Raw genomic sequence first — 22,195 nt, 5'->3', positions numbered from 1 at the left:
CAGCTCATACGAGCCGGTGCCGGCGCCGACGTTGACGACCGTGTGTGCCCCCTGCCGGGGCTGACGGATCAGCGCGGCCAGGTGCGGGTCGGGCCGACGGATGTGCCGATGTGCCGATATCCGATGCCGATGCGGTCGTACGTCGCGGTCGGCACGTTTCCCCGGAAGCAGAAGCAGTCATCACCGAATCAGACCAGGGTGATCGCCGGTGAGGCGAGAGATTTGGGGTGAGCCGAATGTTGCTGCCCGGCTCAATGTGGGTGACCTGGGCTCGGTCCGGTTCGCCTGTTCGCCCCTGCCAGAGACCGTCCAGTGCCTGCGGGCATGGCGCAGTCCGGCCCGATACGCCGTGCACCAGTCGTTGATACGGCAGTCCGCCCCGCTGCTCCGGCAACTCGAACGGCCTCTGCTGCAAGCACTCGTCGGCCCGAACCGGTTCATTCCCCACTTCCTCACTCCTCCCCGCCGACGCCGAGCACCGACTCCGACGACGAATTCGCCGCTCTGCGTTCTACACCGGCGCGACGTGTGGCGCGCGAACTGCTCCAAGCCGCCGACGGCCACCCCTTGCGCCCGCTTCTGCAGGAAGCCCGCACCGACCCACTTGGCCTCCTGCGACGGATCGCCGACGCCCTGCAACGCCTACTGGCTCCTGGTGATCGCCCCGCACTGGCCCCGCATGTATGCCGTGCTGCGTGCCGACTTCCTTCACCGTGCACGCCGCCTCGCCGATGGAGGAGCGGCCGGCCCGTTCGACGACATCGACCCCGGCCTGGAGCGGCAGCCAGGTGCGGGCTTCCTGACCGTTGACGTGTTCCCGGCGAGCGCCACGACAAGGCCGTCGACGGAAGTGGGCTGACGTTCACGCCCCCCTGGTTTGCGACCACGCCGTCACGGTCGTCGACCTCACTCTGCCGCCGCGGATCTGGTATCCGGCCCGAGGTCTCGCCACGGTCTGGCACACCGACGCAACCGCTCCGCCGTCAGCGCTGGCCGACCTGATCGGTCGCACCCGCGCCCGCATCCTCACTCTGGTCAAGGAACCGGCGAACACCGCTGAGCTGGCTCACCAGCTGGACGCCGGCCCCGGCACGGTCAGCCAGCACCCCAGGGTCCTGAACCGGGCCGGACTGGTCACCCGGGCCTGACGGGCACCTGGTGCTGTACCTGCGCAACCCACTCGGCGACCAGCTCATGGCCTGAACCGGCCGGACGCTCGCCAGCCGGCAAACCCGTACCGGATTTCGCGCCGCGGCGGCGGGCCTATGCGCCGGAGGCGCCGAGATAGGTGTGTGCCAGTTCCCGCAGGCGGTGCCCGTCGAAGCTGCGTCCGTGGCCCGGGTGGGCGATGGAGATGTCCAGGTCCGCCAGGAGCGCCAGGCTGCGCCGATAGGTCGGCGGGTCGGATTCGGGGAGATCGTCGATGAGGTGGCCGTTGTAGATGACGTCGCCGGTGAACAGCGCGCCCGTGTGTTCCTCGAGGAGGCAGATGCAGCCGGGGGTGTGTCCGGGAAGATGCAGGACTGTCAGGGAGCGCCCGCCCACGTCGATGACGTCCCGGTCGTGGAGTGCGCGCTGCACCGTGAGCGGCTCCACGCGGTAGGCGCGAGGGTCGTAGCCGGTGTGAGGCAGAGCGTCGACGAGCAATCCAGGCAGGTCTTCTCCGGCCGGGTCCATGCCGAGTTCCGCGTAGAGCTCGGGGCCGTACAGGCTGGCGGGCACGCCCTGTGCCACGGACTCTGCGGCTGCTTTGTGGGCGGCCCGTTCGCGGAACTCGTGTGCTCCGCCGACGTGGTCCAGGTGTGCATGGGTGAGGACGACCAGCGGATCTCGCTCGAACATACGGGGGATGTGTCGACGCAGGCCCGCGACGCCCAGGCCCGCGTCCACGACGAGGTCGCGGTCCGTTCCGCGCAGCCACCACAGGTTGGCCCGCACCAGCTTGTCGACGTGCGGCTCGGTGATGCGGACGATGCCGTTGTCCAGTTCCTCCGTCTGGTACCAGTCGCGGGCCTGCGCCAGGCTCATCGGTCGGCCCCGCTCGCGACGACATGCCGATCGCCGAAGTCCACGTCCTGCCAGGAACGCACAGCAGTCACCTTTCTGATGACGAGAATCGGTCCTTCCCCCGCTAACGGGGGCGGTGGAGCCGTGCCACCGGCCCATGCTCTTTTTGCCGGCTGGCGGGCGAACAAGCCACCGGGGATTGGGGCGCGGCGGTCTGGCGCCGAGCGCGCGGGCCAGTTTCGGCAGCCTGACGTGTACCGGTTCCGGCTCGTCGTCCGCGACGTGGTGAATCCCGGGCTTGCCGCGTTCGACGGCCGCGACGCTTGCCGAGGCGGCATCGGCGATGTGCACCTGCGACCACCCCCCGCCATCGCCGCCGACGATTCGCGGACTTCCGCTTGCGGATCTGCCCGGCCATGGTGGCATCAGACTCGGAGCTCATGCCGGTCCGCGGGCCGTAAAAGCCGCCGTAGCGCAGCGCGATTTCCCGTCCCGGCTGATGCCGAGTCACCGGTCCTCCAAGTGGAGCGGCGCGGCCACTGCCTCCGCGCCGTCCGCGGGCGGGTTCGGCTCGATCCCCGGCCGCTCTCGTCGGTGACTGGGGCACTGGGGGCGTTCGATCCATATCGCGTGCTCTGCACCACGGACCCGTGGACGCCGATGGAGCATACGGCGGCGACCGGACGGTCGGTGCCTTCGGGGCGGAGCCGGTTGGTGGCGGCCGTCATCCGCTTCACGCACTTCACATCTGCGGGTTGGCTCAGTGCGGTGAGCTGATGGAGGATCACCTCGGGCTCGGCCTTGGTCACCGCGGCGGGCGCCGAGTCGGCATCGCGCGCATCGACGATGACCGGTTCTGCACCGAGCGCGCGCAAGGAACCGGTCTTGGCGGCCGAGTGCCTCGTGCCGACGATCTCCTGGCCGCGCGCCACGAGTTGGGCTACGAGCCGTCCGCCGATGTCGCGGGTCGCGTCGGCATCGAAGATCTTCATCGCATCTCCGTTCCTCATGCTGAGCCGCAACAGACGGGACACTCCGGCATCCCGTGATCTGCTGTGACGCGGTTCACCAGGCGGCCCGGCGCTCCGCGACCGCATCGTGCAGGAATTCCTGGATGATCGCGGTGGTCTCGTCGGGGCGCTCGTAGTGCGGCAGGTGTCCCACACCCTCGAGCGGGCGCAGGTCCGCGCGAGAGAAGACGGTGCGCAGGACCTCGTCCGGTGGCATCGGGGTGATGGGGTCCTGGCGTCCCCACACCACCTGGACGGGGACGTCGCACGCGTCCAGGAACCGGTACAGGTATTCCGCGCCGTGGATCGGGACGTTGCGGAGCGCGGAGAGCAGGCTGCGCTTGAAGCCCCGGTAGCGCAGTTCCGGCAGCAGACCCGCCTCGACGCGGGCGAGTACGCGCGGGTCGTGGGAGTAGCCGGGCAGGCGGGACTTCAACGCCCGGTTTCCGGTCAGCCGGAAGAACGGCCGACCGATCCCGGGCAGCATGGACAGTCGCAGTCCGAGGTCGAGCGGGGTTGCGAACCCGTCGGGGGAGATCAGGCAGACGCCGGCGACCCGTTCGGGATGGTGCACGGCGAACTCGGCCGCGACCGGGCCGCCGAACGCCAGCGCGACGAGCGTCACAGGGCGGTCGACGCCGAGCGCCTCCAGCAGGTCGATCATCTGTTCCTCGAACAGCGCCTGGTTGTAGTCGATGTCGGGACGGTCGCTGAAGCCGACGCCGTACCGGTCGAAACGGATGGTCCGGTACCCGGCCCGGGCCAGCCGTTCGAACAGTCCGTCCCACACCCACAGCGACAGGGTCGCTCCGTGGACGAACAGAATCGGCTCACCTGATTCGGGGCCGTCCAGCATGATGTGCGTCGTGCCGCGGGAGAGCCGGACGAAGGATCCGGGGGCATTCCGCCTGGCCCGGGCGTCCATGGGGATCGTCTCGCCATGGTGGCGGATCAACAGGACGGGCAGGGCGATCGCCGTAGCCGCGAGTGCGAGTCCAGAGCGCGGGCTCATGGGGTGTCACTCCTTGGTCGAGTTTTCCGTTCGCCCCCTAGGACAAGACAGCACCCCCTGCCGTGACATACCCCATCCCAGGAGGCATGGCCTCGCCACGGCCGATGTGCGCTGTGGTGTTCCTTGACCGACGGCGTCCAGCGGTACGGGTAGTGCGAGCACCAGGCTGCCGGCGCGTGCTGCGGCGGTGAACCATTTAGGGTCGATGGGGAATGCACGACAGTCGGTGACGAGGGGGAGGACATGTCCAAGAACAGCGTCGGCTCGACGGTCGCCGAACGTTTCCTTGCCGCGTTCCAAGCCCGGGACTGGGAGAGGCTGCGCGGCCTGCTGGCCGACGACGTCACCTGGACCATGCCGGGATCCGGCTCCATCTCGGGCACCATCCGTGGCAAGGAGGCGGTCGTGGGCAGAGCTCGGCACATCGCGGGGCAGGGACTGCACACCGAGTTGTTGCACGTGCTCGTCGGCGCACACGGCGCCGCCCTTTCGCTGCGCAACACGGCGACTGCCCCCGACGGACGCAGGCTCGACGAACACCTCGCGACCGTCCTGACCACCCAACACGGCCGCATCACGGCCATCGACAGCTACCTGTCGGACGTCGACGGCATGAGCGCCTTCTTCACCGCGCCCTGAGCCCGTCGACCCCCATCGCCCGCTCCTTGCTGGGTGACCGAGTTGTGGTTCGTACAGCATGCTCACTTTCAGCAGCTGGTCGACGACATCGCGGCACGCGTCGCCGTCCTCGGACGCCTGACTGTGGCAGCAGACCGGCATGCGTATCTGGAAGGCGATTTTCTGCGGCGGTAGTCGCTCTTGTCGGTGCGTTTGCCCTGGCCGAGGGCGGTGTGGGGCGTGACGGGCCGACCGTCGTGGAGGATCTGGACCACGGTGGCGGTGGAGCGGACGTCGAGATTGTGTTCGATCGGCCTCCACGGAACCGAGTAGAGGGTGCGGTCGACCTTGACAGGGGATGTCCGGGCCGACCGTGGCCCTCGGCCATCGGGCCGGCATTCCCTCGTCCGGCGACCTGCTGGTTCCAGGCCCTGGCTTCGGCCTGCCGGGTGCTCGATCGAGCTGAACTCTTGACCTCGCCAGAACGAGTCGCGGACCTAGGTCGGGCTGGTCGGCGGCTGCTCCGTATGCTGCGCTCGAGGTGACATGTCTTGCGAGGGTGTGCACGGTATTCCCCATGTACACGCATATGGACCGGTCGAAGAACGTCATTTTGCAAACAGGCACAGTTGGTGCTGCCGTGGCCTTTGCTCTTGCGGTAGGCGTGGCGACGGCCGCGTCCGCTGGGGCCGTGCCGCTCACCGCTCACGTCACCCCAGAGGCAGCGGTTGCTCGGACCGGCCCGACCGGCATTCACAGAGACAACGAGAACTGCCTCCTGACCGTCCAGGTACCGTTCTGCCTGGGCATTGGCGAATAGGGAACCGGGCCGCGTCGTGTCGGTGCGGTCAGCAACAGCTGATGCACGTCCCGCGCAGATGCCCGCGCGCCTCCGTCGCTGGACCGCTTGCACCACTCGGCGGGGCACCCCCGGACGCTTACGGGACGGCGGCCTGAGCAGCGAGATCCATCTCGTCGGTGAGGGCGGCTTCCGCCCGCTGGCCCTGCTGGTTCACTCAGGGCCGGTGGGGCGATGCCCCGCAGCTCGTTCCGTCATGAAACGCATCCGCGTCGGCCGGCGGGCGGCGGACACCCGCGCACCCGGCCCGGCCATCTAGGCGGCGACAAGGCGTACTCCTCCCGCCGCAACCCTCGCTGCCTGCGACGCCGCGGGATCCAGCACACCATCCGCGAGCCGGGGAGTCAGCGGGCCGACCGGCGTGCCCGGGGTAGCAAGGGCGGCTGTGGTTCGACGAACGCGCCCGCATTTTCCACGGCACCGGCACCGGCACCGTCACCATCGCCTCGATCCGACTCTGGCTCCGCTCGTGATCCGCGACCGGCTAGTCGTCCGAGTCGGTCGCCGACGGTGGTACCTCGACGACGAAGAACAGGAAGCAGGTTTTGGTCGAAAGGTCATGGAAGTCGTCGGGGAACAGTTCACGGGCGGCCGGGTCGGGCTGCGGCTCGCTGATGACGGAAAGACGGAAGCCGGCCGTGGTGAAGGCATCGGTCATCGCGTGCAACGGCTTGCGCCAGAACCTCATCGGGACGGACTGCCCGTTGAACGTCCAGTCGAAGGTATAGCTGGTGGTCGCGAAATAGTCGGGCCGGGGATCCTGGATCGTGTAGGCCACGAAAGGGTGGTCCACCGACGCGATCAGCCGGCCGCCGGGCCTGAGCACTCGCCGCAACTCGGCCAGCGTCGGCCCCCAGTCCTCCAGGTAGTGCAGCACCAGCGACGCGACCACATCGTCGAACGCACCGTCGGCGAACGGTAGTCGGTCGCTCAGGTCGACCCTGTGCAGGGCCACGTCGTCACCCAGCCGCCGTCTGGCCAATGCCAGCATCGCGGCGCTGGCGTCGATGCCGGTGACGATCGCACCGCGGTCGCGCAGTGCAGCGGACAGGGGGCCCGAGCCGCAGCCGGCGTCCAGGATCCGACGGCCGGCCACGTCTCCGGCGAGGGCCAGCATCGCGGGCCGCGCGTAGTACGCGTTCACGAGGTTGTTCTCGGTCTCCGCCGAGTACGCCTCGGCGAAACGGTCGTAGTCATTCACCCGGGCCGGATCTGCAGACTGGGCGAGACTCTCGGGCACATCGGTTACGCGGTCCATCGTCGCAGCCTAATAGTCACATGATCTACGGCACAGGCCCCGGATCCACCGGACAGGCCCCGGTTCTACCGCACAGGCCCCGGTGGAGTCGCGCTTCCCTCGCCTCGGTGCCGTACCCGGGGTGCAGCAGCGGTTGCCGGCGGTCGACGCAGACGAAGTCCCCAGGACCCTGCCCCACCTCACTGTGTCTTCCCCGGTCACAGATCGGGATGCCGGCCGTGAGGTCAGTGAGCTCCGCGGCGAGCGCGCGTCCAGCGAGATCCCACGGTGGCGTGTCCCGAGTTTGGCACCCGTGTGCTGTCAGAATCGCGTGGGGTTCCTGGCGGGTGAACTCGCCGGCCAGGGCAAGACCAGCCTCGCGGCCGAGGCGGGGCGATTCATCTGGTGCTCAGGTCTGGAACCCGATGATGCCGGAGCCGGGCTGCCGCGCCGCCGTCACCTCCAGTCCACACAGTCGGACAGGGCGCTTTCCACCTCTGGTTGCAGCGGGTGATGCCGGGGCCGCCGTGGTCAACCGCCTGGAACCGCTCCAGCACTGTAAGGCACTCCTCGTGCGTTCATTGAAGCTGCGCCATCTTGACCGGAACAGCGTCACCGGGCCGGGATCGGCTGAGTGAGGTTCACCGGGTTGCCGTCGGGATCCTGGATGTGGGCGACGCGCTGTCCCCACGGCATGTCGTTGGGGCCGCTGCGGACCGAGCCGCCCAGCGCCGCCACCCGGCCGAGCGTCTCGTCGACGTCGTCGACACCGATGCTGAGCAGGATCCGCGACGCCGCCGCAGTGCCCGGGTTCGCCTTGGCCACCAGCCCGAGGTCGGTGTCGCCGATGCGCAAGCCGAGGTAGAAGGGCGGGCCTTCCGCCGGTACCCGGAAGATCTCCTCAGCGCCGAACAACTTCGTATAGAAACCGAGCAGAACGTCAAGGTCGGCAGTCACGATCACTGGCTGGATGGTGGACATGGCACTCCTGTCGAGAACGGTCGTGTCGCTGGGTAGACCGTTCGAGGATGGTGAACTCATCGGCAGAACCACCCCGCCGGACGATCTACAACACAGACTGCCGCCCACGACCGGCACGAGCACCCCGAAACGAGGTCACGCCACCCTGCTGACCAGCCATTTCAAGATTTCAAGATGGCGGAGCTTCATTGCCCCCAGCCCGGACAGTCTGACCACGGCAGCCCGCCAGGCGTCCCCTCTGACATGCCGAAGTCCCGGACCGACACAGCCGTGACCTGCAGGGCCTTCAGCACGTCGTCCACCGCCTGCAGCCAGCCGGCTGCGCTCGCAAAACAGGGGACACCGACCAGAACGGTATTCCTGTCACCGAACGGGGTCAGGGGCATCAGCAGGGGAGGGGCGGCACGGCCGGGAAGACCGGCGGTTGGCTTGGGCTGTGACCCACGGAGATTCGGATCCCACGGGTATGAAGAAGAGACAGAGGATCGGCACCCAGCAGCCCTCCCTGCCGTCGCGAAGACTGATCGTGACGCTGTTCGCCACATCGCTCACGTCCTTCGGCGCCTTCCTGGTCTTCTTCCTCCCCGCGCACCCGCTCGTCAGCGACCTGCGCTCCCGGAAGAGTGTCCAGTTGGGCAGAGTCCACGTCCTGACGGAGGGACAAGTTCGGCAGTACGGGCAACGTCAGGGTCCGGTTCAACGCCCCCAAGGGCGAGGTCGACACAGCGCTCAGAGCCTGGGGTGGCAGGCGCCCTGACGGTCTCGTTCCCGGCATGACCGTGTCCGTGACCCACGATCCGCATGATCCGACCCGAGTGCTGACGACGGCCTGGGTGCATGCGGCATCTGCCGACTGTGACACCACCGATGCTCGTGTCACTGGTGATGGGTGTGCTCCTGCTGGCCGAAGCGATGCTCGTGACGATACGGCGTGGGGCCCCGCACATGGCGGGAGTGCAGCCGGAAGCAGCGCGCAGCACGGCTTTGTTCACGAGTTACGGTTCTGGCTCAACTTCCGTGGTGCACGAAAAAACGCCGAGTGACAGACGCGGGGTAGAAGACGACTTCTCCCGCGCGGCATACCGACCGTCAGCCGTCGGGCTCTTCCGCTCTTGTCTTGCTCAGGAGTTGCTTCGCGGCCTCGACCGCTTCCCTGTTGGGTTCGTCGACGGCGACGCCCCAGGACTCCTCAGTTGGAGCAGGGCACTCTCGCACGCACGCCCTTCCTGTCGCCAGCGATTTCCGCTGCGTCCGCCGGACGACCAGGACTTGAGGGGACTCCCTTGCGCTGGAGGGCGAAGCCGGCTCGGCCGAACATCTCGCGCTTGAGCATCCTGATCTGGCTCAGGTGCCCTTCGACAGGCGCTGAGTTCCTCGGCAGGGTGAGGCCGGAGATGGCGGCACTGTGGTTGCGGTCGATGCCCGCCGCGAGGGTGTGGAGGCTGGGCAAGGCGTCTTGCCGGACGGCGTCGAGCCAGTCGGGCGGCGCTCGCCCTGGCGCTCGGGAGGCTGGGCGGTCACGGGCCGCGGCGAGGTGCGCTTCTTGTGCAGATGGGCCCGGACGCGCTGGTAACTGCCCTTGTATCCGAGCAGGACGCCTCCTCCCAGGGCTTCCAGGCGTTGGTGGAGCCCTCGCTCCAGCGGTCGTCCAGTAGGTCCTGTACTCGTTCGTCCAGGACAGAAGACCGGTTCTGTCATTGACCGGTGAAGAGTCCTCGAGGGTGGCAGCGTCGGCGTACTTCTTGACGGTGTGACTGTCCATGCGGAGTTGCCGCTCGATCGCGCGGCAGCTCTGCCTCGCCTTCAGCCACGCGTGGACGGTGGCCTGTGTAGTCCGGGTGCGGTCGGCGAACCGGTGGCAGGCCGGCCATGGCGAGTCGGACGCCTCTTCGTCGGGATTTTGTCGGGGCTCGGACTCAGGCACTTCGGGGACCAGGACCCTCAGGCACCGGCGGTGATGTGCGACGGTTCGTTCGGCGGTCTCGGTCGGGCTGTGCCACAAGTGCTATCGGTTCGCGACCTGGACCGCCTGCGGCGCCCCGCCTGCGGCGCCTTCCGCGAAGAACGGGGCGCGGTCACGGCAGACGACTTCGACACCGGGTCACTGGGCCAGCCACGCGGCCAGCGTCGGTGCCTCCCGGTCGGTCAGCAGATCGACAGGTCGGCGGGTCGCCATGTCGATGAGGACGGTGCCGTGGTGACGGCCTTTGCGGGTTGCGTACTCATCGACCCCGATCAACCGCGCCGAGGGCACTACCGGCTCAGGAATGGCGTCGACCAGGCGCAAGATCGTGCTGCGGCCGACGGTCACCCCGAAGACGTCGGCCGCATGGGCGCCGACCCGGCCTGCCGGGGCGAGACCGACGGCGGCCCAGTGGCACGCATCTGCTCGGTCCGCCGGCCATGCCTTCGGGGCAGGCCGGATATCTGCTCGACGAAGGTGCGTCGCGCGCAGGCCGAGTTCTCGCAGGCGAACCGGCGGACACATAACCGCGGCACGACAGTGCGTCCGGCGCTCGGTACATCGGCGGGAAACCGCAGGCAGGACCCGTGAACACGACTGGACCATGTCGCGCATCCGGTGGCTTCGCCGGTGAGGCGGCAAGCCGTGAAGCCGGTCATGGCGATGTGGACCATGGCGTCGGGGCGTCCGGAGACGGTTTCGGAGTCGCGGGCCAGCCGGCGGTGGAGCATCAGCCGGCCATGTCGAACTTTCAGTGTTCGGCGGCGGCGCGGAATTCCTGGGTCAGGGAAGCGATCTGCTGGACATCGAGGCCATCAGTCACGTTGCTTACGAGTCCGCCGACGGTCCCGGAGTCGGCCCAGGCACAGAGCAGTTCGACGTTGTTCCGTCCGCATCGCATCTTCCCGCCGACCGAACCAGGATTGACGACTGTGGCGTCGGTGATGCGCGCTCCGGCCATGAGATTTATGTCCTCGTAGTCAGCCGAGTACTGGGCGAGCTCCTGCGCGAGCTGCGGATCGGTGGTGCTGGTTTCGCTGAAGGCCTCTACCACGGGCTGAGTAGGCTTGCTTGCGGTGGTGTAGAAGACGGCGGCGTAGTGCTTGGGAAGCTTCCCGGCTATTTGAGCGTTGAGCCGGTCTGCTTGCGTGCCGGTCATCAGCCTGTACCTGCCGAGGGTGGTCGGCGGGGTGATGGTCAGATTCGTCGGCCCCTCGGATGCAGCGCTGCCGAAGTCGTCGGACCGGTGCATGTAGGGCACGGCCATCGCCACGGCCGCCACGACGATGGCCACAGTGCCGATGACGACTCGACGGGTTCGCTCCCGCGCGAGCTTGGCCGTGGTCTCCAGATCCTCGGGGATCGTTACCGGTTTGGGCTGACGCCACTTACGGGTCGCCGTCCAGAGGATGACGATGGCGATGGCGGCCAGGATGAACGGAGCCAGGACCTGTCCTGCCTGGTAGGCATCCGAATGTGTGTCGACAGCGGCAGACATGGAGAGAGACTAGGAGGCCTGAATGAGCATGTCCATGCCGTCACGTTTCGATCCGCTATCGATCATGTTCCAGAGTGAGGCACACCGGTCTTCCACGACCCGAAGTGTTCGGGTATATCGCGTCACGGCATTGGACGAGGAACTTCAAGGGTTGTGAATGAGGAGGGTCGTTCGTCGGCTGGCGAATGAGTCGCGCGTCCGGATGCCGCAGCGGGTAGGGGCTGCGGACCATCGGCGTCGGGACAGAACGTGGCGGCATATGATCGGCCGGTGAAGGACACCGTCTTACTACGTGTGAGTGCATTGCCGTCCGCTCCCGCCCTCGTTCTTCGTCCCTGGTCCATGGAGGACGTTGCCGCACTGGTCGAGGCGTGCCAGGATCCCGCACTGCGTCACTGGACGAACTCTGCCGTGGAGAACGAGGCTGACGCGATGCGCTGGGTCCAGGACCAAAAGCGGAGATGGGCGGCGGGGACCCGGTTCGGCTTCGCCGTGCTGGAAACGCAATCCGATTCAAACCACGGACAGTTGGTCGGCAATGTGGCCGTCAAGGACGTAGCAGTCGGCAAACCTTCGGCTGAAGTGGGCTACTGGACCGCGGCGCACGCCCGCGGTCGGGGTGTGGCGCCCCGCGCTCTGGAGATTCTCACCGACTGGGCTTTCGACACCTTCGGGGCCGGCGGACTGGAGCGTCTCGAACTCCTGCATCAGGTGGACAACCCGGCCTCATGCCGGGTGGCACAGAAGAGCCGGTACGACTTCGACAGAGTGCTGCCCGCAGCGCCGCCGTCCTTCCCGCTCGATGGTCACCTGCACACACGGTGCAGGGACGCCTGAATTCCGTTCGCTTTCTTCGGATCGGGTGAGGCTGCTCATGCAGCGAGGGTCTCGGGGCCTTTCGATGAGGAGGCCGGGTTCGACGCGCATTCCGGTACCGACGAATGCGACGAGGTAGGCGCATTCACGGCCCGGCCTGGGCGGACTCGGCGAGCTTGAAGACGATGGCCAGCCCGGCCGCGCGGCTGCGACGCCCTTCGTAGCGCAGGAGAAGGAGCAGGCCCGCAAGGCCGTCGCCGCCTTCGCCGACAGCACGGCGCCAGCGAGGACTACCCCAAAGCCATCAAGAAGGGTACGGACGACGAGGACGAGCTGCTGGCATTCTTCATCCCGGCTGATTTGCGGGGGCCAGCCCCACCTGGCGCCCGGGTGGCTGCTCTATCGATCGTAAGGGCGTGGGCGGGTTGACTGGCAGAAGCCAGGACAGAGTTGGGTCGAGTAGCGAGGTGTCAGCGTGGTGGGAAAACGTACGGCAGCCGTGGCCTGCATGGCGGCACTCATGGCGTGCGGGGTGGGCGAGATGCCGGCCGGGGCGCGCTCGGCGGGCGGCGCCTACCCGGTGGGGGAGCTGCCGCGGGATCTGGCGGCGGTACGGACTGCCGCCGGCGGCGACGTGAACGTGGTGGCCCGGGTCGATGGGCCAGGCGGTGCTGTGCTGCGGGCACGGTACGGGACTGCGGGCGTGGGCTCGACCGCGCCCGTGCCGTGGGACCCGGAGTTCCGGGTGGCGAGCATCAGCAAGACGTTCACGGCGGTGGTGGTGCTCCAACTGGCCGCGGAGGAGCGGCTTTCGCTGGACGACACAGTGGAACGATGGCTGCCGGGGGTGGTCCACGGACACGGTAACGACGGCTCGCGGATCACCGTACGCGACTTGCTCCAGCACACCAGCGGCATCTACGACTACATCACCGATCCCGCCATACAGGACAAGCTGCTGAACCATTTCGACGAGAGCCGGTACGACGCCACCCCACCCTCCCAGCTTGTCGCGATCGCAATGCGACATGCCCCGCTCTTCACCCCGCCGTCGAAGGGTTCGCCACGCCGGTGGGCGTACTCGAACACCAACTACCTGCTGGCAGCGATGATCGCGGAGAGGGCGGGCGGCATGGGCTGGCGGGAGCTGGTCGAGAACCGGATCATCGCCCCGCTTGGCCTGCGGCACACCTATGTCCCCGGTGAGAACCCGTATCTGACAGGCCCCCACGAGCGGGTGACCATCGACGGCCCCGGGGGCGTACCGGTGGACCTCACCGAGGAGAGCTATCAGCACACCGCGGACTCCGGAGTGGTGAGTACCCCGTCGGACCTCGACACGTTCTTCCGCGCACTGGCCGCCGGTCGGCTCCTGCCCGCCACGCAGTGGGCGCTGATGCGACAGACGGTCCCCTACGACGACCTGCCGGTACCGCCCGCGGGCAAGCGGGGCGGATATGGACTCGGGTTGCGGGTCGTGCCCCTGACCTGTGGGGGCGTCTACTACATGCACGAGGGCGATGGCTTCGGGGTGTACGGACGGCCGGCGGTCAGCGCGGACGGTCGGCGGGCGGTGACCGTTTCGGTGACGTCCACCACCGCGCTCGTCAACGAGGACCGGCTCAACAAGGCCGTGCAGACCCTCACCGACCATGCACTGTGCGCGGTCCGGCGCTGAAGCGTGTCTCGGGCGCCGTGGTGGTCCCGGCACAGTCGACGGCGTCAGGCGCGGAGCACGGCTAGACCACTCTTCGCGCGGTCTGTATGGAGTACTTCGACGTCGCGCATGGCGACGAGGATCTTACCGGAGCGGGTCGCCATGACCACCTGGGTCCGCAGTCCTTGTGCGGGCAGGGGCGGTGCTGCAGGCAGTCGGAGCGCCCGCAGCACCGCGTCAACGGCTTCCGTCGGCGGACGGAGTTCCTGGACGAGCAGAGGCAGGGGCGTTTGGGAGTCCCGGTGATCGAGTGAGCCTGCAGGTGTTCGCTTATGTGTAGGAGTACAGAGCCACATACGGTGAACGTGCTGCGGAACGTGGCTGCTCAGTATCGGCGCAGCCGCGGCCAGAGCACGGGCCATGGCTGGTCCGGCCCTGCGCAGAGCACCACGGCCGCGTGCTGCTCCTGGTTCGCGGTGCCGTGCCCGTTGTCGACGCGCGCCACCGTGTGGCAGGCGTGGAAGTGCTGTTGCAACTCGGGATAGTCCGCCGGGTGGACGAGCAGCACCGGTCCGGTGGCGGTGGCCGAGGGCGGGCCCCAGGCGTGCAGGCCCATGTGGCCGGAGTACGGTGCGGGCAGGCCGAGGGCGGGCCCGTACCGTGCGATGGCCCCGGCCTCGCCGTAGTTCGCGGTCAGCAACACGGCGGTGGCCCGCTGGTCGGCGGGGATCGCCTCCCAGCCGGTGGCGGTGGCGCTTACGAGCTGGGGCCAGCCGACCTCCTCGCCGAGGTCGGGGTCGACGGCCATCGGCACGCTCAGCTCCGATGCGGGCAGCACCGGCAGGGCGGCCAGCGCGCTGGTGAGCAGGGCCGCGAGCATTCCGCCTGCCAGCTTGGCGCGGTGCTCGCGGATCCAGTGGGCGTAGGGCTCGCAGCCGGCGGCACTGATCGCGTACAGCAGCGGAATCGGGTAGTACCCCTTGCCACCGCCGGCCAGCACCAGCAGGCACAGCAGCACCCAGGCCACCGCGATCGGTCGGGCCCAGCGCAGCTCCGGTCGGCGCGACAGCCGGCTCAGCCCGGTCAGCCACAGGGGTGCCAGCACCGGCGAGAACTGGAGCAGTTGCATCGGCAGGGCGAGCAGGCGCCCGCCGATCCCGACATCGGCGCTGATTCCGTGAGCTACCGTCAGCTCGGGCCAACCGCGCACGGCCTGCCACCACAGGGTCGGGATTGCGAAGGGCAGCGCGGCGAGGACGGCGGTCAGCGGGCCCAGCAAGGCGCGTGGACGTGGTACGAAGAAGCCGCGCGGTCCGGCCGTCAGCGCGCCCAGCGCCAGGGCCGGCAACAGCCCCAGCACCAGCAGCTTGTTCAGCAGCGCGATCCCGACCAGCGCTCCCAGCGAGGGCCAGTAGCGGAATTCGCCCGTGCGCAGGAGTCGGAGCGTCAGCAGAATGATCGCCAGCCAGACCGTCAGGTCGAAGGTCGCGGTGGAGAGCAGGTGGCCGATTCCGAGGGTGTAGCCCGAGCAGGCCGCGGCTCCTGCCGCGAGTACCTGCCCGCCGCGTCCGGCGCCCAGCTCCCGGGCGATCAGCGCGGTGAGCGTGATCGTGACCGCGGTGAGCAGGGCGGGCAGGATCCGCACGCCGGTCGGGGTGGAGCCGAAGAGCTCAGCGCCGAGCCTGGCCAGCAGCGGGGTGAGTGGTGGCTGGTCCGGGTAGCCCCAGGCCGGGTGCCGGCCGGCGAGCAGGAAGTACAGCTCGTCGCGGTGGAAGCCGTAGCGGCCCGACAGCGCGATCAGCAGCGTCGCGGCCGCAGCCGCGATCCCCCCGACCGGCCCCGCTGCGAACCTCCGCAGGCACGGCTGCGCATCCCCCCGCATGTGCATGTCGGCATTCTGACAGTCCGGACGGGGTCGGAGAAGGTCCCAGAAGACGGACGATGGATCGCTCTCTGCTGGTGAACGTTGAACCGCCCCGGGTCTGATGGAGGCTCCGGACTGTCCCGAGTTGGGTGGAGTCATCCTCGGTGCCGAGTTTCTGGCCGATACCGGCGGCGACATGACCGGTTTTGGCACCTCCCGACCTGCTCGCTGGCTCCGGTGGCGCCGCCCCGTCCCGCGCGACCCCGGCACGATCAGTGGCAACCTGCTCCGCCCACGGCGGTACAGCCGTCGGTTCCAGCGCGTCTTCTGCACCTCCGCACTGTTCAGCATCCGAAGGCGCGACGACCCCCGCCGCTTCTACGACCGCAAACGCGCCGAGGGCACACGCCGCACCCAAGGCGTCCCCGCTCTCGCACGCCGCCGCGTCAACGTCCTCTGGGCCCTTCTGCGGGACGGACGATGCTACGAACCCAAGCCGCCCGCAGCCTGCGCGGAGTCTCGGTGAACACCGGCCGTCCTCACGATGGTGGCTGCGTTCAGCGCGGCCGGGCAAGGCGATCACCACCCCGCCGGTCGGATGCGGCTCGGACGAGCGGGTCCCCATACGTGCGTCGGCCTCCGCCTTGGGGTCGCACCGGAGCGGCCGGGATCACCCGCTGGAACAACTCCCCCACCCGTCCGGAACCGGCCGCTCACCATCGCAATCAGGACAGCCGGCCTAGTGATCAAGCCAGTTGAGACGCCGCCTGAATGTCTGAGGGCACTCCAGTTCTGTCGGCGATGACCAACTCGTACTTGTGTCGTGCCTGGCCCCGGTGGGCGCGAACGTTGCCTACTGACGGGGAAGGTTGGCCAGGTTCGGTGGGGGAGACGGGCGAGCGTGGCGGGTCAGGCGTTGTGTCGGCTCCGGGCTTGTTCGATCTCGTTGATGTGGGTTTCCGCCCACTGCCGGAGCGCGGTGATGGGCTCGGCCAAGCTGCGGCCGAGGGACGTGAGGTCGTAGTCGACCCGGGGCGGGATGGTGGGGTGGACGGTGCGGGTGACGAACCCGTCGGCTTCGAGACTGCGCAGGGTCTGGGTGAGCATCTTCTGCGAGACACCCTCGATGCGTCGGCTCAGGTCGGTGTAGCGCATGGTGCCCTCGAGGAGGGCGTCCACGATGAGGACCGTCCACTTGCCTGCGATGTGGTCGAGCACCTGACGGGTCGGGCACTTCGCCGAGAAGGCGTCGGCCGGTAGCCCGGAGGACTCCACCAAGGTCTTCATGAAGGGAGAGTAACGCACCAATTAGTGCCCTCTTCCGCATGGAGAGTCGCTCTCCAATAGTGAGTGTCATGACACCTCACACCATGTCTGTCGCCGAAGCCATCCGCACCCGCCGCACGGTCCGCCACTACCGCCCCGATCCGATCCCCGCGGCCGCCCTCGACACACTCCTTGCTCTCGCCATCGAGGGACCCACCAGTTGGAACCTCCAGGACCGGTCCATCGTCGCCGTCACCAGCGACGAAGGTCGTCAGGGCCTGGCCTGGGCCACCGGCGGACAGCCTCAACCACAGGAAGCGCCGCTCATGCTGGTCTTCGTAGCCGAGCCGCTGGCCTGGCGCGACGACCACAGCGACGTTTACGACCAGGCTCGCCGCAGGGGAGCGTGGAGCGAGGAGTTCGTCACGATGTTCTCCGCAGCGTCGCAGGCGTTCCAGACAGATCTCCAGGAGCGTGGCCTGCTGCGGGAGTACGCGGTCAAGGACGCGATGATCGCGGCCAGTTACGTGATGCTCGCCGCCACGGAGATGGGACTTGCCACCTCGCCGATGAATGGCTGGGACGAGACCAAGGTGAAGAAGGCGATCGGCATCGGCGATCGCGGCGACCTGGCAATCGCGCTGCTCATGTCCGTCGGCTATCCGGCAGAGGAACGACGCCACCCCGGTCGTCGGGCCCAGGAATGCAACGTCTTCCACGAGTTCTACGGATCGCCCAGGAATGCCACTCGCGCTGAGTAGGAATCGGCCGGGCATGGCATCCACCGGCCCCGTCCCGCGCACGTCCTGGCCGCAGCCCGCGTCCGCCATTCCGAGGCGCGTTCTGGTGTGTCGCTGCTGTACGGTCACCCTCCTGCTGACACTCAGGGCCTGCGCACGCGCGACGGCAAGTGGGGGCGATGCACCCCCCCCGCATGGTTGATCCGGTCCTGCCGTCCCTTCGCCGGGGCGACTCAAGTGACTCAAGGAGTGGGCCGACTGACTCAAGGAGCTGACCGACGCCATCCGGCTGCGAGCGGTGCTGTACCGGGCTCCCAAGCCGCCACCGGCCCGGTGCCATTCGCGGCAGTACCCGCGGTGGGCGGCGGTGTCGGTGCGGTTCTCGCGTCCGCTCCGACGCCGCGCCCGGTGAGCGCGGCGCGCTTCTGCCTGCGTGCTTCGGCGGTCAGGCCGTCCCGCTTTGCGGCCACCGTTCCCTGGTGAGCAGGTCTGAGGGGCCGTACCGTGCAGGCTCGGCTCCGCCGGGTGCGTCCAGGGACTGGCGTACCGCCGTTAGCTGTTGGGCAAGGTCGGGGTGAGCGCGGCGCAGCCTGCCGAGGTCGGCTCTTGGCTGGGAGAGCTCGCCCCGGAGGATGCCCTCCGCAGCCCTGTGGGCCGGGCCATGACCGGACGCCGTCGCTCTGGAGGCCCGCAAGGCAGCCCAGGCCGAGACCGAACCCGGCCCCGGAGCAGGCCAGCTGGCTCCGGCAAGCCGCCGACGACGCTGCCCTCCTTGCACGAGTGGCGCCTTGCTCATCTTCCGCCGGACACCATGCCGCTGCCCTCGGTGCCCCCCCATGACCAGTTGCTGCGACGCGCGCCGCGGAAGCGGCGGTGACCACCGTGACGTAGAAGCGCAATGACCCTGCCCCGCCGGCGAGGATTGACTGATCAGGCCGCCGACGCCGCCGTCGACAGTGCCTGCCGCATGCTGCGGCTTCCGTCGAGCCGCAAGGAGTTCCCCGACATCGCCACCGGCACCGACTCCTACCGCCTTGCCGGCACCCGGGCTCGGGCCGAGGAACGCGCCAAGGCCGGCTGACACCTGCCATCCCACGCCGGGCGGTGGAATGACCTACTCGCCGGCGCGGGCCACAAGCAGCGGCTGGAAGAAGCCCGTCTCGCGCGGCATCCGCCACTCAGGGTCGACAAACCCGGCCTCGGCTGCGAAACCGGCCAGCCGGTCTTGGCCGAGCGCCCAGTAGGTGGTCCGGCGGACCTGGACGCGCCATTCTCCGCCTGCCGGAAGGAGCTGGAAGTGCTCCAAGTCGTAGTGCTCGCCGTTGTCGTGCCAGTGCCAGAGCTGGAAGGTGACCGTTCGCTCCCCGCCGTCGGTGCATTCGTCGATCCAGTGGACTTGCGGAGGCATCGAAGTCGGGCGGTCGCGCAGCAGGTCGTCATAGGGACGTGTGCTGACCAGCAGCAGGCCAGCGGGTCGCAGCACGCGGCGCATCTCGGCCAGTGCGACGCGCACATCCTGCTCCGTCAGCAGGTGAGGCAGCGAGTTGTCGGCGCAGACGACGGCGTCGAACCGGCCACCGGGAAACGGGAGGCGCCGCATGTCGGCAGCGGCCGCGCGCAGGCTCAGGCTCCGGAGGGCGGCCTCACGGGCAGCGCGGGCGGCGGCACGAGGGCTGAGGTCGGTCCCGGTGACCCGGTGCCCGCGCAGGGCCAGGCCGATCGCCTGCGTGCCGATGCCGCAGGAACAGTCAAGCACCGCCACACGATCCCGACCGATCAGGGCGTCCAAGGCGTCCCCCTGCCGACGGATGCTCGCGTCCCAGTCGGGGTAGATCAGGTGGTAGTCATCGGCCAGTTCGTCGTAGAAGCGCGCCACTGACGTCTCGGGCATGGCCCGAGATTACCGTGCCGATTCCCCGGAGGTGCTGGTCGCCCCGTGATCGGCGCGAACCTCGTCACCGACGACAGTGCCGCCATATTTCCCGTGAACTTCCGCCAGCGCGCTGATCGCCAACTGCTGTCGACACTCATCGACAAACGCTGCCGCTGAACGTGAACGAAGCCAATCAGGCCGGTACGGGGTACCACTCCCGAACGTCGGGTCATCGTAGGCGGCCGACAGGGGGCGGAGGATCGACCATGAGTCGGCGGACGCCTTCTACGCCCAGCTCGAAAGCTCGACTCGGACAGTGCCGACGGGGGTTGGTCGACCGACGGTCTGACCGGTGATTTCAGCCCGCTCGGTATCGGGCTGACAGGCATGGCCGGGGCCATGGACGCATGGGTCGAGCTGCCGCGCGCCCGCTTCGCGAGGGATGCGTACGACGGCAGTCCGCCCTACGTGGTGCGGCTGTCCTATCGGCCCCGGGCCTCCACTCCGCCGGCGGAGGACGCTGGCGAGAACGTACGGCTCGCGACGGCGAAGGCTGCCGTTCTCTCGCCAACCGGGCGGCCTCATCACTCGATTGCAAGGCGGGGCTTCCTCAGCCGAGCTGCCGCATGACGCTCAGTCGACGTCGCAGCCGTTCCCCCGCGGGCGGCGATGTGGCCTGCCAACGTCGGCGCTGCCGCCGAACGCGGATGTGGAGCAGGAGTCAGGGCGACCGGACAGCCCGTCAGCGTCTGTACCCTGCACGGGGGTGGGGGCGACCTCGACGTCATCACCATCTCCGACGACCTGGGACTGGCCCAGTCCAGACCGTCGCAGGCTTGCCCGCACGCTCCGATCCGGGCGGCTGCTCACACCGCGGTACGACGGGTACGACGGGTGCGCCGGGTGCGCGGGGTCATGACGGGACAACGCGTCCGGCGCCGATGACGCTCCATGACCTCCCCATACCGTCGATCATGGGGGCGGGGTGTACCCGGCCCCGTGTCAGGAGGTTCTCGGGTCATCCGCAGCTGTGCTGGGGCCCTTCTCTCCTCCTGGGGCAGCCTGACTGGGGCGGCCGTGGCCGGTCTCCGGGCCGGTCGCAGCCCGTTCATCGCGGCAGAGCGGTCGCCGGCGGGCCATGCTCGGCCAGGGGAGTCCGAGGGATCGGAGGAGGGGCTCGTTACTCACTTTCGGGTGAACGCTGTCGTCGTGGTGGGATGACGGGCCCGGCCAGACGGTTGCCTCAGGCCTGTATGTGCAAGGCGCCTGAGCCTGACATGGATTCAATTCGGTACATACAGGACTTAGATGGTTGTTACAGGTGTAAGTAACGGGAATTTGCAGGATTGGTAACGCCCTACGCATTTCCCTCACAGTGTGGGGGAGTCGGGTGCAGGGTGTGGCTGTGCGGCCGACCGGCTGCACACCAGCACAACACATCCAGCTGGCCTGCGGTTTTACTGCCGCTTCCGGCCCGGGTGTGGGCACCCTTGAAGGGGGACCTCGTGTCCGTTTCTTCTTCTGTCCGTCGCGTGACCGCCGTCGCCACTGTCGCGGCTGCTGTCGTGGGCGCGGTGGCGCTGCCGGCCGCGGCCGCCGACCACCGCACCGGCTACCCGCGTCACACGGTGGTGTACATCAGCGGTGTGCGCTACGACTCCCCGGGCCGCGACGACCGCTCCAACCGCGCACTCAACAAGGAGTGGGTGGACATCACCAACTCGACCCGCCGAGCGGTGAACCTGGAGGGCTGGACCCTCTCCGACGAGGACGGCCGCACCTACACCTTCCACCACGTCTGGCTGGACGGCCGTGCCACGGTCCGGGTCCACACCGGCTATGGCCGCGACACCCGTACGGACGTGTATCAGGACCGGCGGCGCGAAATGTGGGAGAACGACGGCGACACCGCCACCCTGCGCAACGAACGCGGCCGCATCGTCGACGCCGTCTCCTGGGGCCGCGACGACGACCACCGTGGCGGACACCGTCACTGACCTGAGGGTGGGTGACGCCGGCTCATAGCCGCCTCCACAGCGCGCAGGTCGCCTTCTCCGGGTGCGGAGGAGGCGACCTGTGGTGTGTGGCGGGCTATGTGAACCAGTAGCGGACGCCGTGGTGGTGGGGGCAGGTGCCCTGCCCGTGCCGCGAGTAAGACAGCGAGGCGTCCACGCACGTCGCGGTCTCGTACATGTCCTTGGGCTTTTGGTGGTGCGTCCGGCCGCACACGCCGGTGGTGTCGGGGATGCAGCGGTGGGCGGTGTTGTCCCGGTGAACGTGCTCGGTAAGCCAGTCGAGGATGATGGCGGGGTGTTGGCCAAAATAGAGGCAGTGCAGCCCGGCCCATCGAGGCCCAGAGCTGTCCGAGTGCGCTCGGCGGTAGGCACCGTGGTGGTGCTCTGGCAGGGGGCTCTTGAGGCCGTAGGGCGAGAACACCTTGTCGAGTGGACAGTGGATGAGGACATCGCATGGGCAAGGAACGCCTGGCCAAGTGCCTCCGGTTTCCCTGAGTTGCGGGAAGACGGTGACCGCATTGTCTTTCGTGGCCGGCTGAGCCTCACTGAAGACGGCGGGGGTGTCCTGGAAGTGGACGGCGCACTGATCCAGTTCGATCTTGCCGACCCGCCCCCGCCCGAAGCTGTCCACGGGTCGTGGGTCGAGGTCCGTGTCGCACAGGACGTCGTCACCGTCTGGCCCTACTAGGGCCTGTGTGAGGTCGTGATCAATTTCGGGTTCTGGTCCCGTGCGGGGACAGGACCTGGTAGGACGCTGGGTGTGACACGTAGGCAACTCA

20 protein-coding genes and 3 pseudogenes are annotated in these 22,195 nt (G+C 68.5%); 11 read left to right on the top strand and 12 right to left on the bottom strand.

All coding sequences use genetic code 11. The features are described from left to right. Nucleotides 1–604: 604 nt before the first annotated feature. Together ABT288_RS27465 and ABT288_RS27460 are read left to right on the top strand one after the other, a co-directional pair. Complete coding sequence (locus tag ABT288_RS27465) at nucleotides 605–859, top strand: hypothetical protein (protein WP_351612994.1); 255 nt, start codon at nucleotides 605–607, stop codon at nucleotides 857–859. Then, the gene (locus tag ABT288_RS27460; RefSeq protein WP_351612926.1) at nucleotides 807–1,148 is read left to right on the top strand and encodes a winged helix-turn-helix domain-containing protein; all 342 of its coding nucleotides are present in this window, start codon (nucleotides 807–809) and stop codon (nucleotides 1,146–1,148) included. Before ABT288_RS27465 ends, ABT288_RS27460 begins: the two co-directional genes overlap by 53 nt. A 115-nt stretch (nucleotides 1,149–1,263) precedes the next feature. Here the strand turns inward: ABT288_RS27460 and ABT288_RS27455 are convergent, their stop codons facing one another. Continuing rightward, nucleotides 1,264–2,028: an MBL fold metallo-hydrolase gene (locus ABT288_RS27455; protein ID WP_351612923.1), complete on the bottom strand. Its 765-nt coding sequence runs from the start codon at nucleotides 2,026–2,028 to the stop codon at nucleotides 1,264–1,266. Nucleotides 2,029–2,657: 629 nt separating this feature from the next. Here ABT288_RS27455 and ABT288_RS27450 point away from each other — a divergent pair. Further along, nucleotides 2,658–3,056 (top strand): hypothetical protein, encoded by a 399-nt coding sequence (locus ABT288_RS27450; protein WP_351612920.1) that lies wholly within the window; start codon nucleotides 2,658–2,660, stop codon nucleotides 3,054–3,056. Nucleotides 3,057–3,072: 16 nt separating this feature from the next. On the opposite strand, the gene ABT288_RS27445 is transcribed toward ABT288_RS27450, so the two are convergent. Next, the gene (locus ABT288_RS27445; protein WP_351612917.1) at nucleotides 3,073–4,029 is read right to left on the bottom strand and encodes an alpha/beta fold hydrolase; all 957 of its coding nucleotides are present in this window, start codon (nucleotides 4,027–4,029) and stop codon (nucleotides 3,073–3,075) included. Between the two features lie 243 nt (nucleotides 4,030–4,272). On the opposite strand from ABT288_RS27445, the gene ABT288_RS27440 reads away from it, so the two are divergent. Beyond that, nucleotides 4,273–4,668 (top strand): nuclear transport factor 2 family protein, encoded by a 396-nt coding sequence (locus tag ABT288_RS27440; protein WP_351612914.1) that lies wholly within the window; start codon nucleotides 4,273–4,275, stop codon nucleotides 4,666–4,668. Nucleotides 4,669–4,736: 68 nt separating this feature from the next. Here ABT288_RS27440 and ABT288_RS50310 read toward each other — a convergent pair whose 3' ends face one another. Further along, complete coding sequence (locus ABT288_RS50310; RefSeq protein WP_502972833.1) at nucleotides 4,737–4,958, bottom strand: hypothetical protein; 222 nt, start codon at nucleotides 4,956–4,958, stop codon at nucleotides 4,737–4,739. Between the two features lie 266 nt (nucleotides 4,959–5,224). On the opposite strand from ABT288_RS50310, the gene ABT288_RS27435 reads away from it, so the two are divergent. Both ABT288_RS27435 and ABT288_RS27430 read left to right on the top strand, forming a co-directional pair. Beyond that, nucleotides 5,225–5,467: a hypothetical protein gene (locus ABT288_RS27435; protein ID WP_351612912.1), complete on the top strand. Its 243-nt coding sequence runs from the start codon at nucleotides 5,225–5,227 to the stop codon at nucleotides 5,465–5,467. A 112-nt stretch (nucleotides 5,468–5,579) separates the two neighbouring features. Further along, nucleotides 5,580–5,979: pseudogene (locus tag ABT288_RS27430) on the top strand (transposase family protein); the annotation flags it as partial. A gap of 11 nt (nucleotides 5,980–5,990) precedes the next feature. Here the strand turns inward: ABT288_RS27430 and ABT288_RS27425 are convergent. The 4 genes from ABT288_RS27425 to ABT288_RS27410 all read right to left on the bottom strand — a co-directional run bounded on the left by ABT288_RS27425 (nucleotide 5,991) and on the right by ABT288_RS27410 (nucleotide 11,185). Beyond that, nucleotides 5,991–6,764 carry a class I SAM-dependent methyltransferase gene (locus tag ABT288_RS27425; RefSeq protein ID WP_351612909.1) on the bottom strand — a complete coding sequence of 258 codons (774 nt, stop codon included), beginning with the start codon at nucleotides 6,762–6,764 and terminating at the stop codon, nucleotides 5,991–5,993. Between the two features lie 591 nt (nucleotides 6,765–7,355). Then, on the bottom strand, nucleotides 7,356–7,724 hold the full coding sequence (locus ABT288_RS27420; protein ID WP_351612906.1) for a VOC family protein: 369 nt from the start codon (nucleotides 7,722–7,724) through the stop codon (nucleotides 7,356–7,358). Nucleotides 7,725–9,825: 2,101 nt separating this feature from the next. After that, nucleotides 9,826–10,035 (bottom strand): transposase, encoded by a 210-nt coding sequence (locus tag ABT288_RS27415; protein ID WP_351612903.1) that lies wholly within the window; start codon nucleotides 10,033–10,035, stop codon nucleotides 9,826–9,828. 403 nt (nucleotides 10,036–10,438) lie between these two features. Continuing rightward, nucleotides 10,439–11,185: a hypothetical protein gene (locus ABT288_RS27410; protein ID WP_351612901.1), complete on the bottom strand. Its 747-nt coding sequence runs from the start codon at nucleotides 11,183–11,185 to the stop codon at nucleotides 10,439–10,441. Nucleotides 11,186–11,455: 270 nt separating this feature from the next. Between ABT288_RS27410 and ABT288_RS27405 the strand changes: the two genes are divergently transcribed. Continuing rightward, the gene (locus tag ABT288_RS27405; RefSeq protein WP_351612899.1) at nucleotides 11,456–12,022 is read left to right on the top strand and encodes a GNAT family N-acetyltransferase; all 567 of its coding nucleotides are present in this window, start codon (nucleotides 11,456–11,458) and stop codon (nucleotides 12,020–12,022) included. A gap of 454 nt (nucleotides 12,023–12,476) precedes the next feature. Then, nucleotides 12,477–13,679: a serine hydrolase domain-containing protein gene (locus ABT288_RS27400; RefSeq protein ID WP_351612896.1), complete on the top strand. Its 1,203-nt coding sequence runs from the start codon at nucleotides 12,477–12,479 to the stop codon at nucleotides 13,677–13,679. A gap of 364 nt (nucleotides 13,680–14,043) precedes the next feature. On the opposite strand, the gene ABT288_RS27395 is transcribed toward ABT288_RS27400, so the two are convergent. The 3 genes and pseudogenes from ABT288_RS27395 to ABT288_RS27380 form a co-directional block, all read right to left on the bottom strand. Next, complete coding sequence (locus ABT288_RS27395) at nucleotides 14,044–15,546, bottom strand: ArnT family glycosyltransferase (protein ID WP_351612894.1); 1,503 nt, start codon at nucleotides 15,544–15,546, stop codon at nucleotides 14,044–14,046. Between the two features lie 575 nt (nucleotides 15,547–16,121). Beyond that, nucleotides 16,122–16,217: pseudogene (locus ABT288_RS27385) on the bottom strand (IS5/IS1182 family transposase); the annotation flags it as partial. Nucleotides 16,218–16,431: 214 nt separating this feature from the next. Beyond that, nucleotides 16,432–16,809 carry a winged helix-turn-helix transcriptional regulator gene (locus ABT288_RS27380; protein WP_351612893.1) on the bottom strand — a complete coding sequence of 126 codons (378 nt, stop codon included), beginning with the start codon at nucleotides 16,807–16,809 and terminating at the stop codon, nucleotides 16,432–16,434. Between the two features lie 83 nt (nucleotides 16,810–16,892). Between ABT288_RS27380 and ABT288_RS27375 the strand changes: the two genes are divergently transcribed. Both ABT288_RS27375 and ABT288_RS27370 read left to right on the top strand, forming a co-directional pair. Beyond that, complete coding sequence (locus ABT288_RS27375) at nucleotides 16,893–17,549, top strand: nitroreductase family protein (RefSeq protein WP_351612891.1); 657 nt, start codon at nucleotides 16,893–16,895, stop codon at nucleotides 17,547–17,549. Between the two features lie 877 nt (nucleotides 17,550–18,426). Continuing rightward, nucleotides 18,427–18,540 (top strand): annotated as a pseudogene (locus ABT288_RS27370) (IS21-like element helper ATPase IstB); the annotation flags it as partial. A 102-nt stretch (nucleotides 18,541–18,642) separates the two neighbouring features. On the opposite strand, the gene ABT288_RS27365 reads toward ABT288_RS27370, so the two are convergent. Further along, nucleotides 18,643–19,419, bottom strand: a complete 777-nt coding sequence (locus ABT288_RS27365; RefSeq protein WP_351612888.1) for a class I SAM-dependent methyltransferase — start codon at nucleotides 19,417–19,419, stop codon at nucleotides 18,643–18,645. A 1,514-nt stretch (nucleotides 19,420–20,933) separates the two neighbouring features. Between ABT288_RS27365 and ABT288_RS27360 the strand changes: the two genes are divergently transcribed. Next, nucleotides 20,934–21,398, top strand: coding sequence for a lamin tail domain-containing protein (locus ABT288_RS27360; protein WP_351612885.1), 465 nt, complete (start codon nucleotides 20,934–20,936; stop codon nucleotides 21,396–21,398). A 94-nt stretch (nucleotides 21,399–21,492) separates the two neighbouring features. Here the strand turns inward: ABT288_RS27360 and ABT288_RS27355 are convergent, their stop codons facing one another. After that, nucleotides 21,493–22,047 (bottom strand): DUF3761 domain-containing protein, encoded by a 555-nt coding sequence (locus tag ABT288_RS27355; RefSeq protein ID WP_351612882.1) that lies wholly within the window; start codon nucleotides 22,045–22,047, stop codon nucleotides 21,493–21,495. Between the last annotated feature and the right edge of the window lie 148 nt (nucleotides 22,048–22,195).

It is taken from the genome of Streptomyces sp. NPDC001093 (assembly GCF_040298985.1).
Taxonomy (GTDB): domain Bacteria; phylum Actinomycetota; class Actinomycetes; order Streptomycetales; family Streptomycetaceae; genus Streptomyces.
This window is presented reverse-complemented; position numbering and strand designations above follow the sequence as displayed.

What these genes read in the sequence shown, in the direction of transcription:
- ABT288_RS27455 (WP_351612923.1), bottom strand. Translation starts at nt 2,028, where the DNA reads ATGAGCCTGGCGCAGGCCCGCGACTGGTACCAGACGGAGGAACTGGAC.
- ABT288_RS27445 (WP_351612917.1), bottom strand. Translation starts at nt 4,029, where the DNA reads ATGAGCCCGCGCTCTGGACTCGCACTCGCGGCTACGGCGATCGCCCTG.
- ABT288_RS27440 (WP_351612914.1), top strand. Translation starts at nt 4,273, where the DNA reads ATGTCCAAGAACAGCGTCGGCTCGACGGTCGCCGAACGTTTCCTTGCC.
- ABT288_RS27435 (WP_351612912.1), top strand. Translation starts at nt 5,225, where the DNA reads ATGTACACGCATATGGACCGGTCGAAGAACGTCATTTTGCAAACAGGC.
- ABT288_RS27425 (WP_351612909.1), bottom strand. Translation starts at nt 6,764, where the DNA reads ATGGACCGCGTAACCGATGTGCCCGAGAGTCTCGCCCAGTCTGCAGAT.
- ABT288_RS27420 (WP_351612906.1), bottom strand. Translation starts at nt 7,724, where the DNA reads ATGTCCACCATCCAGCCAGTGATCGTGACTGCCGACCTTGACGTTCTG.
- ABT288_RS27410 (WP_351612901.1), bottom strand. Translation starts at nt 11,185, where the DNA reads ATGTCTGCCGCTGTCGACACACATTCGGATGCCTACCAGGCAGGACAG.
- ABT288_RS27395 (WP_351612894.1), bottom strand. Translation starts at nt 15,546, where the DNA reads ATGCACATGCGGGGGGATGCGCAGCCGTGCCTGCGGAGGTTCGCAGCG.
- ABT288_RS27380 (WP_351612893.1), bottom strand. Translation starts at nt 16,809, where the DNA reads ATGAAGACCTTGGTGGAGTCCTCCGGGCTACCGGCCGACGCCTTCTCG.
- ABT288_RS27375 (WP_351612891.1), top strand. Translation starts at nt 16,893, where the DNA reads ATGTCTGTCGCCGAAGCCATCCGCACCCGCCGCACGGTCCGCCACTAC.
- ABT288_RS27365 (WP_351612888.1), bottom strand. Translation starts at nt 19,419, where the DNA reads ATGCCCGAGACGTCAGTGGCGCGCTTCTACGACGAACTGGCCGATGAC.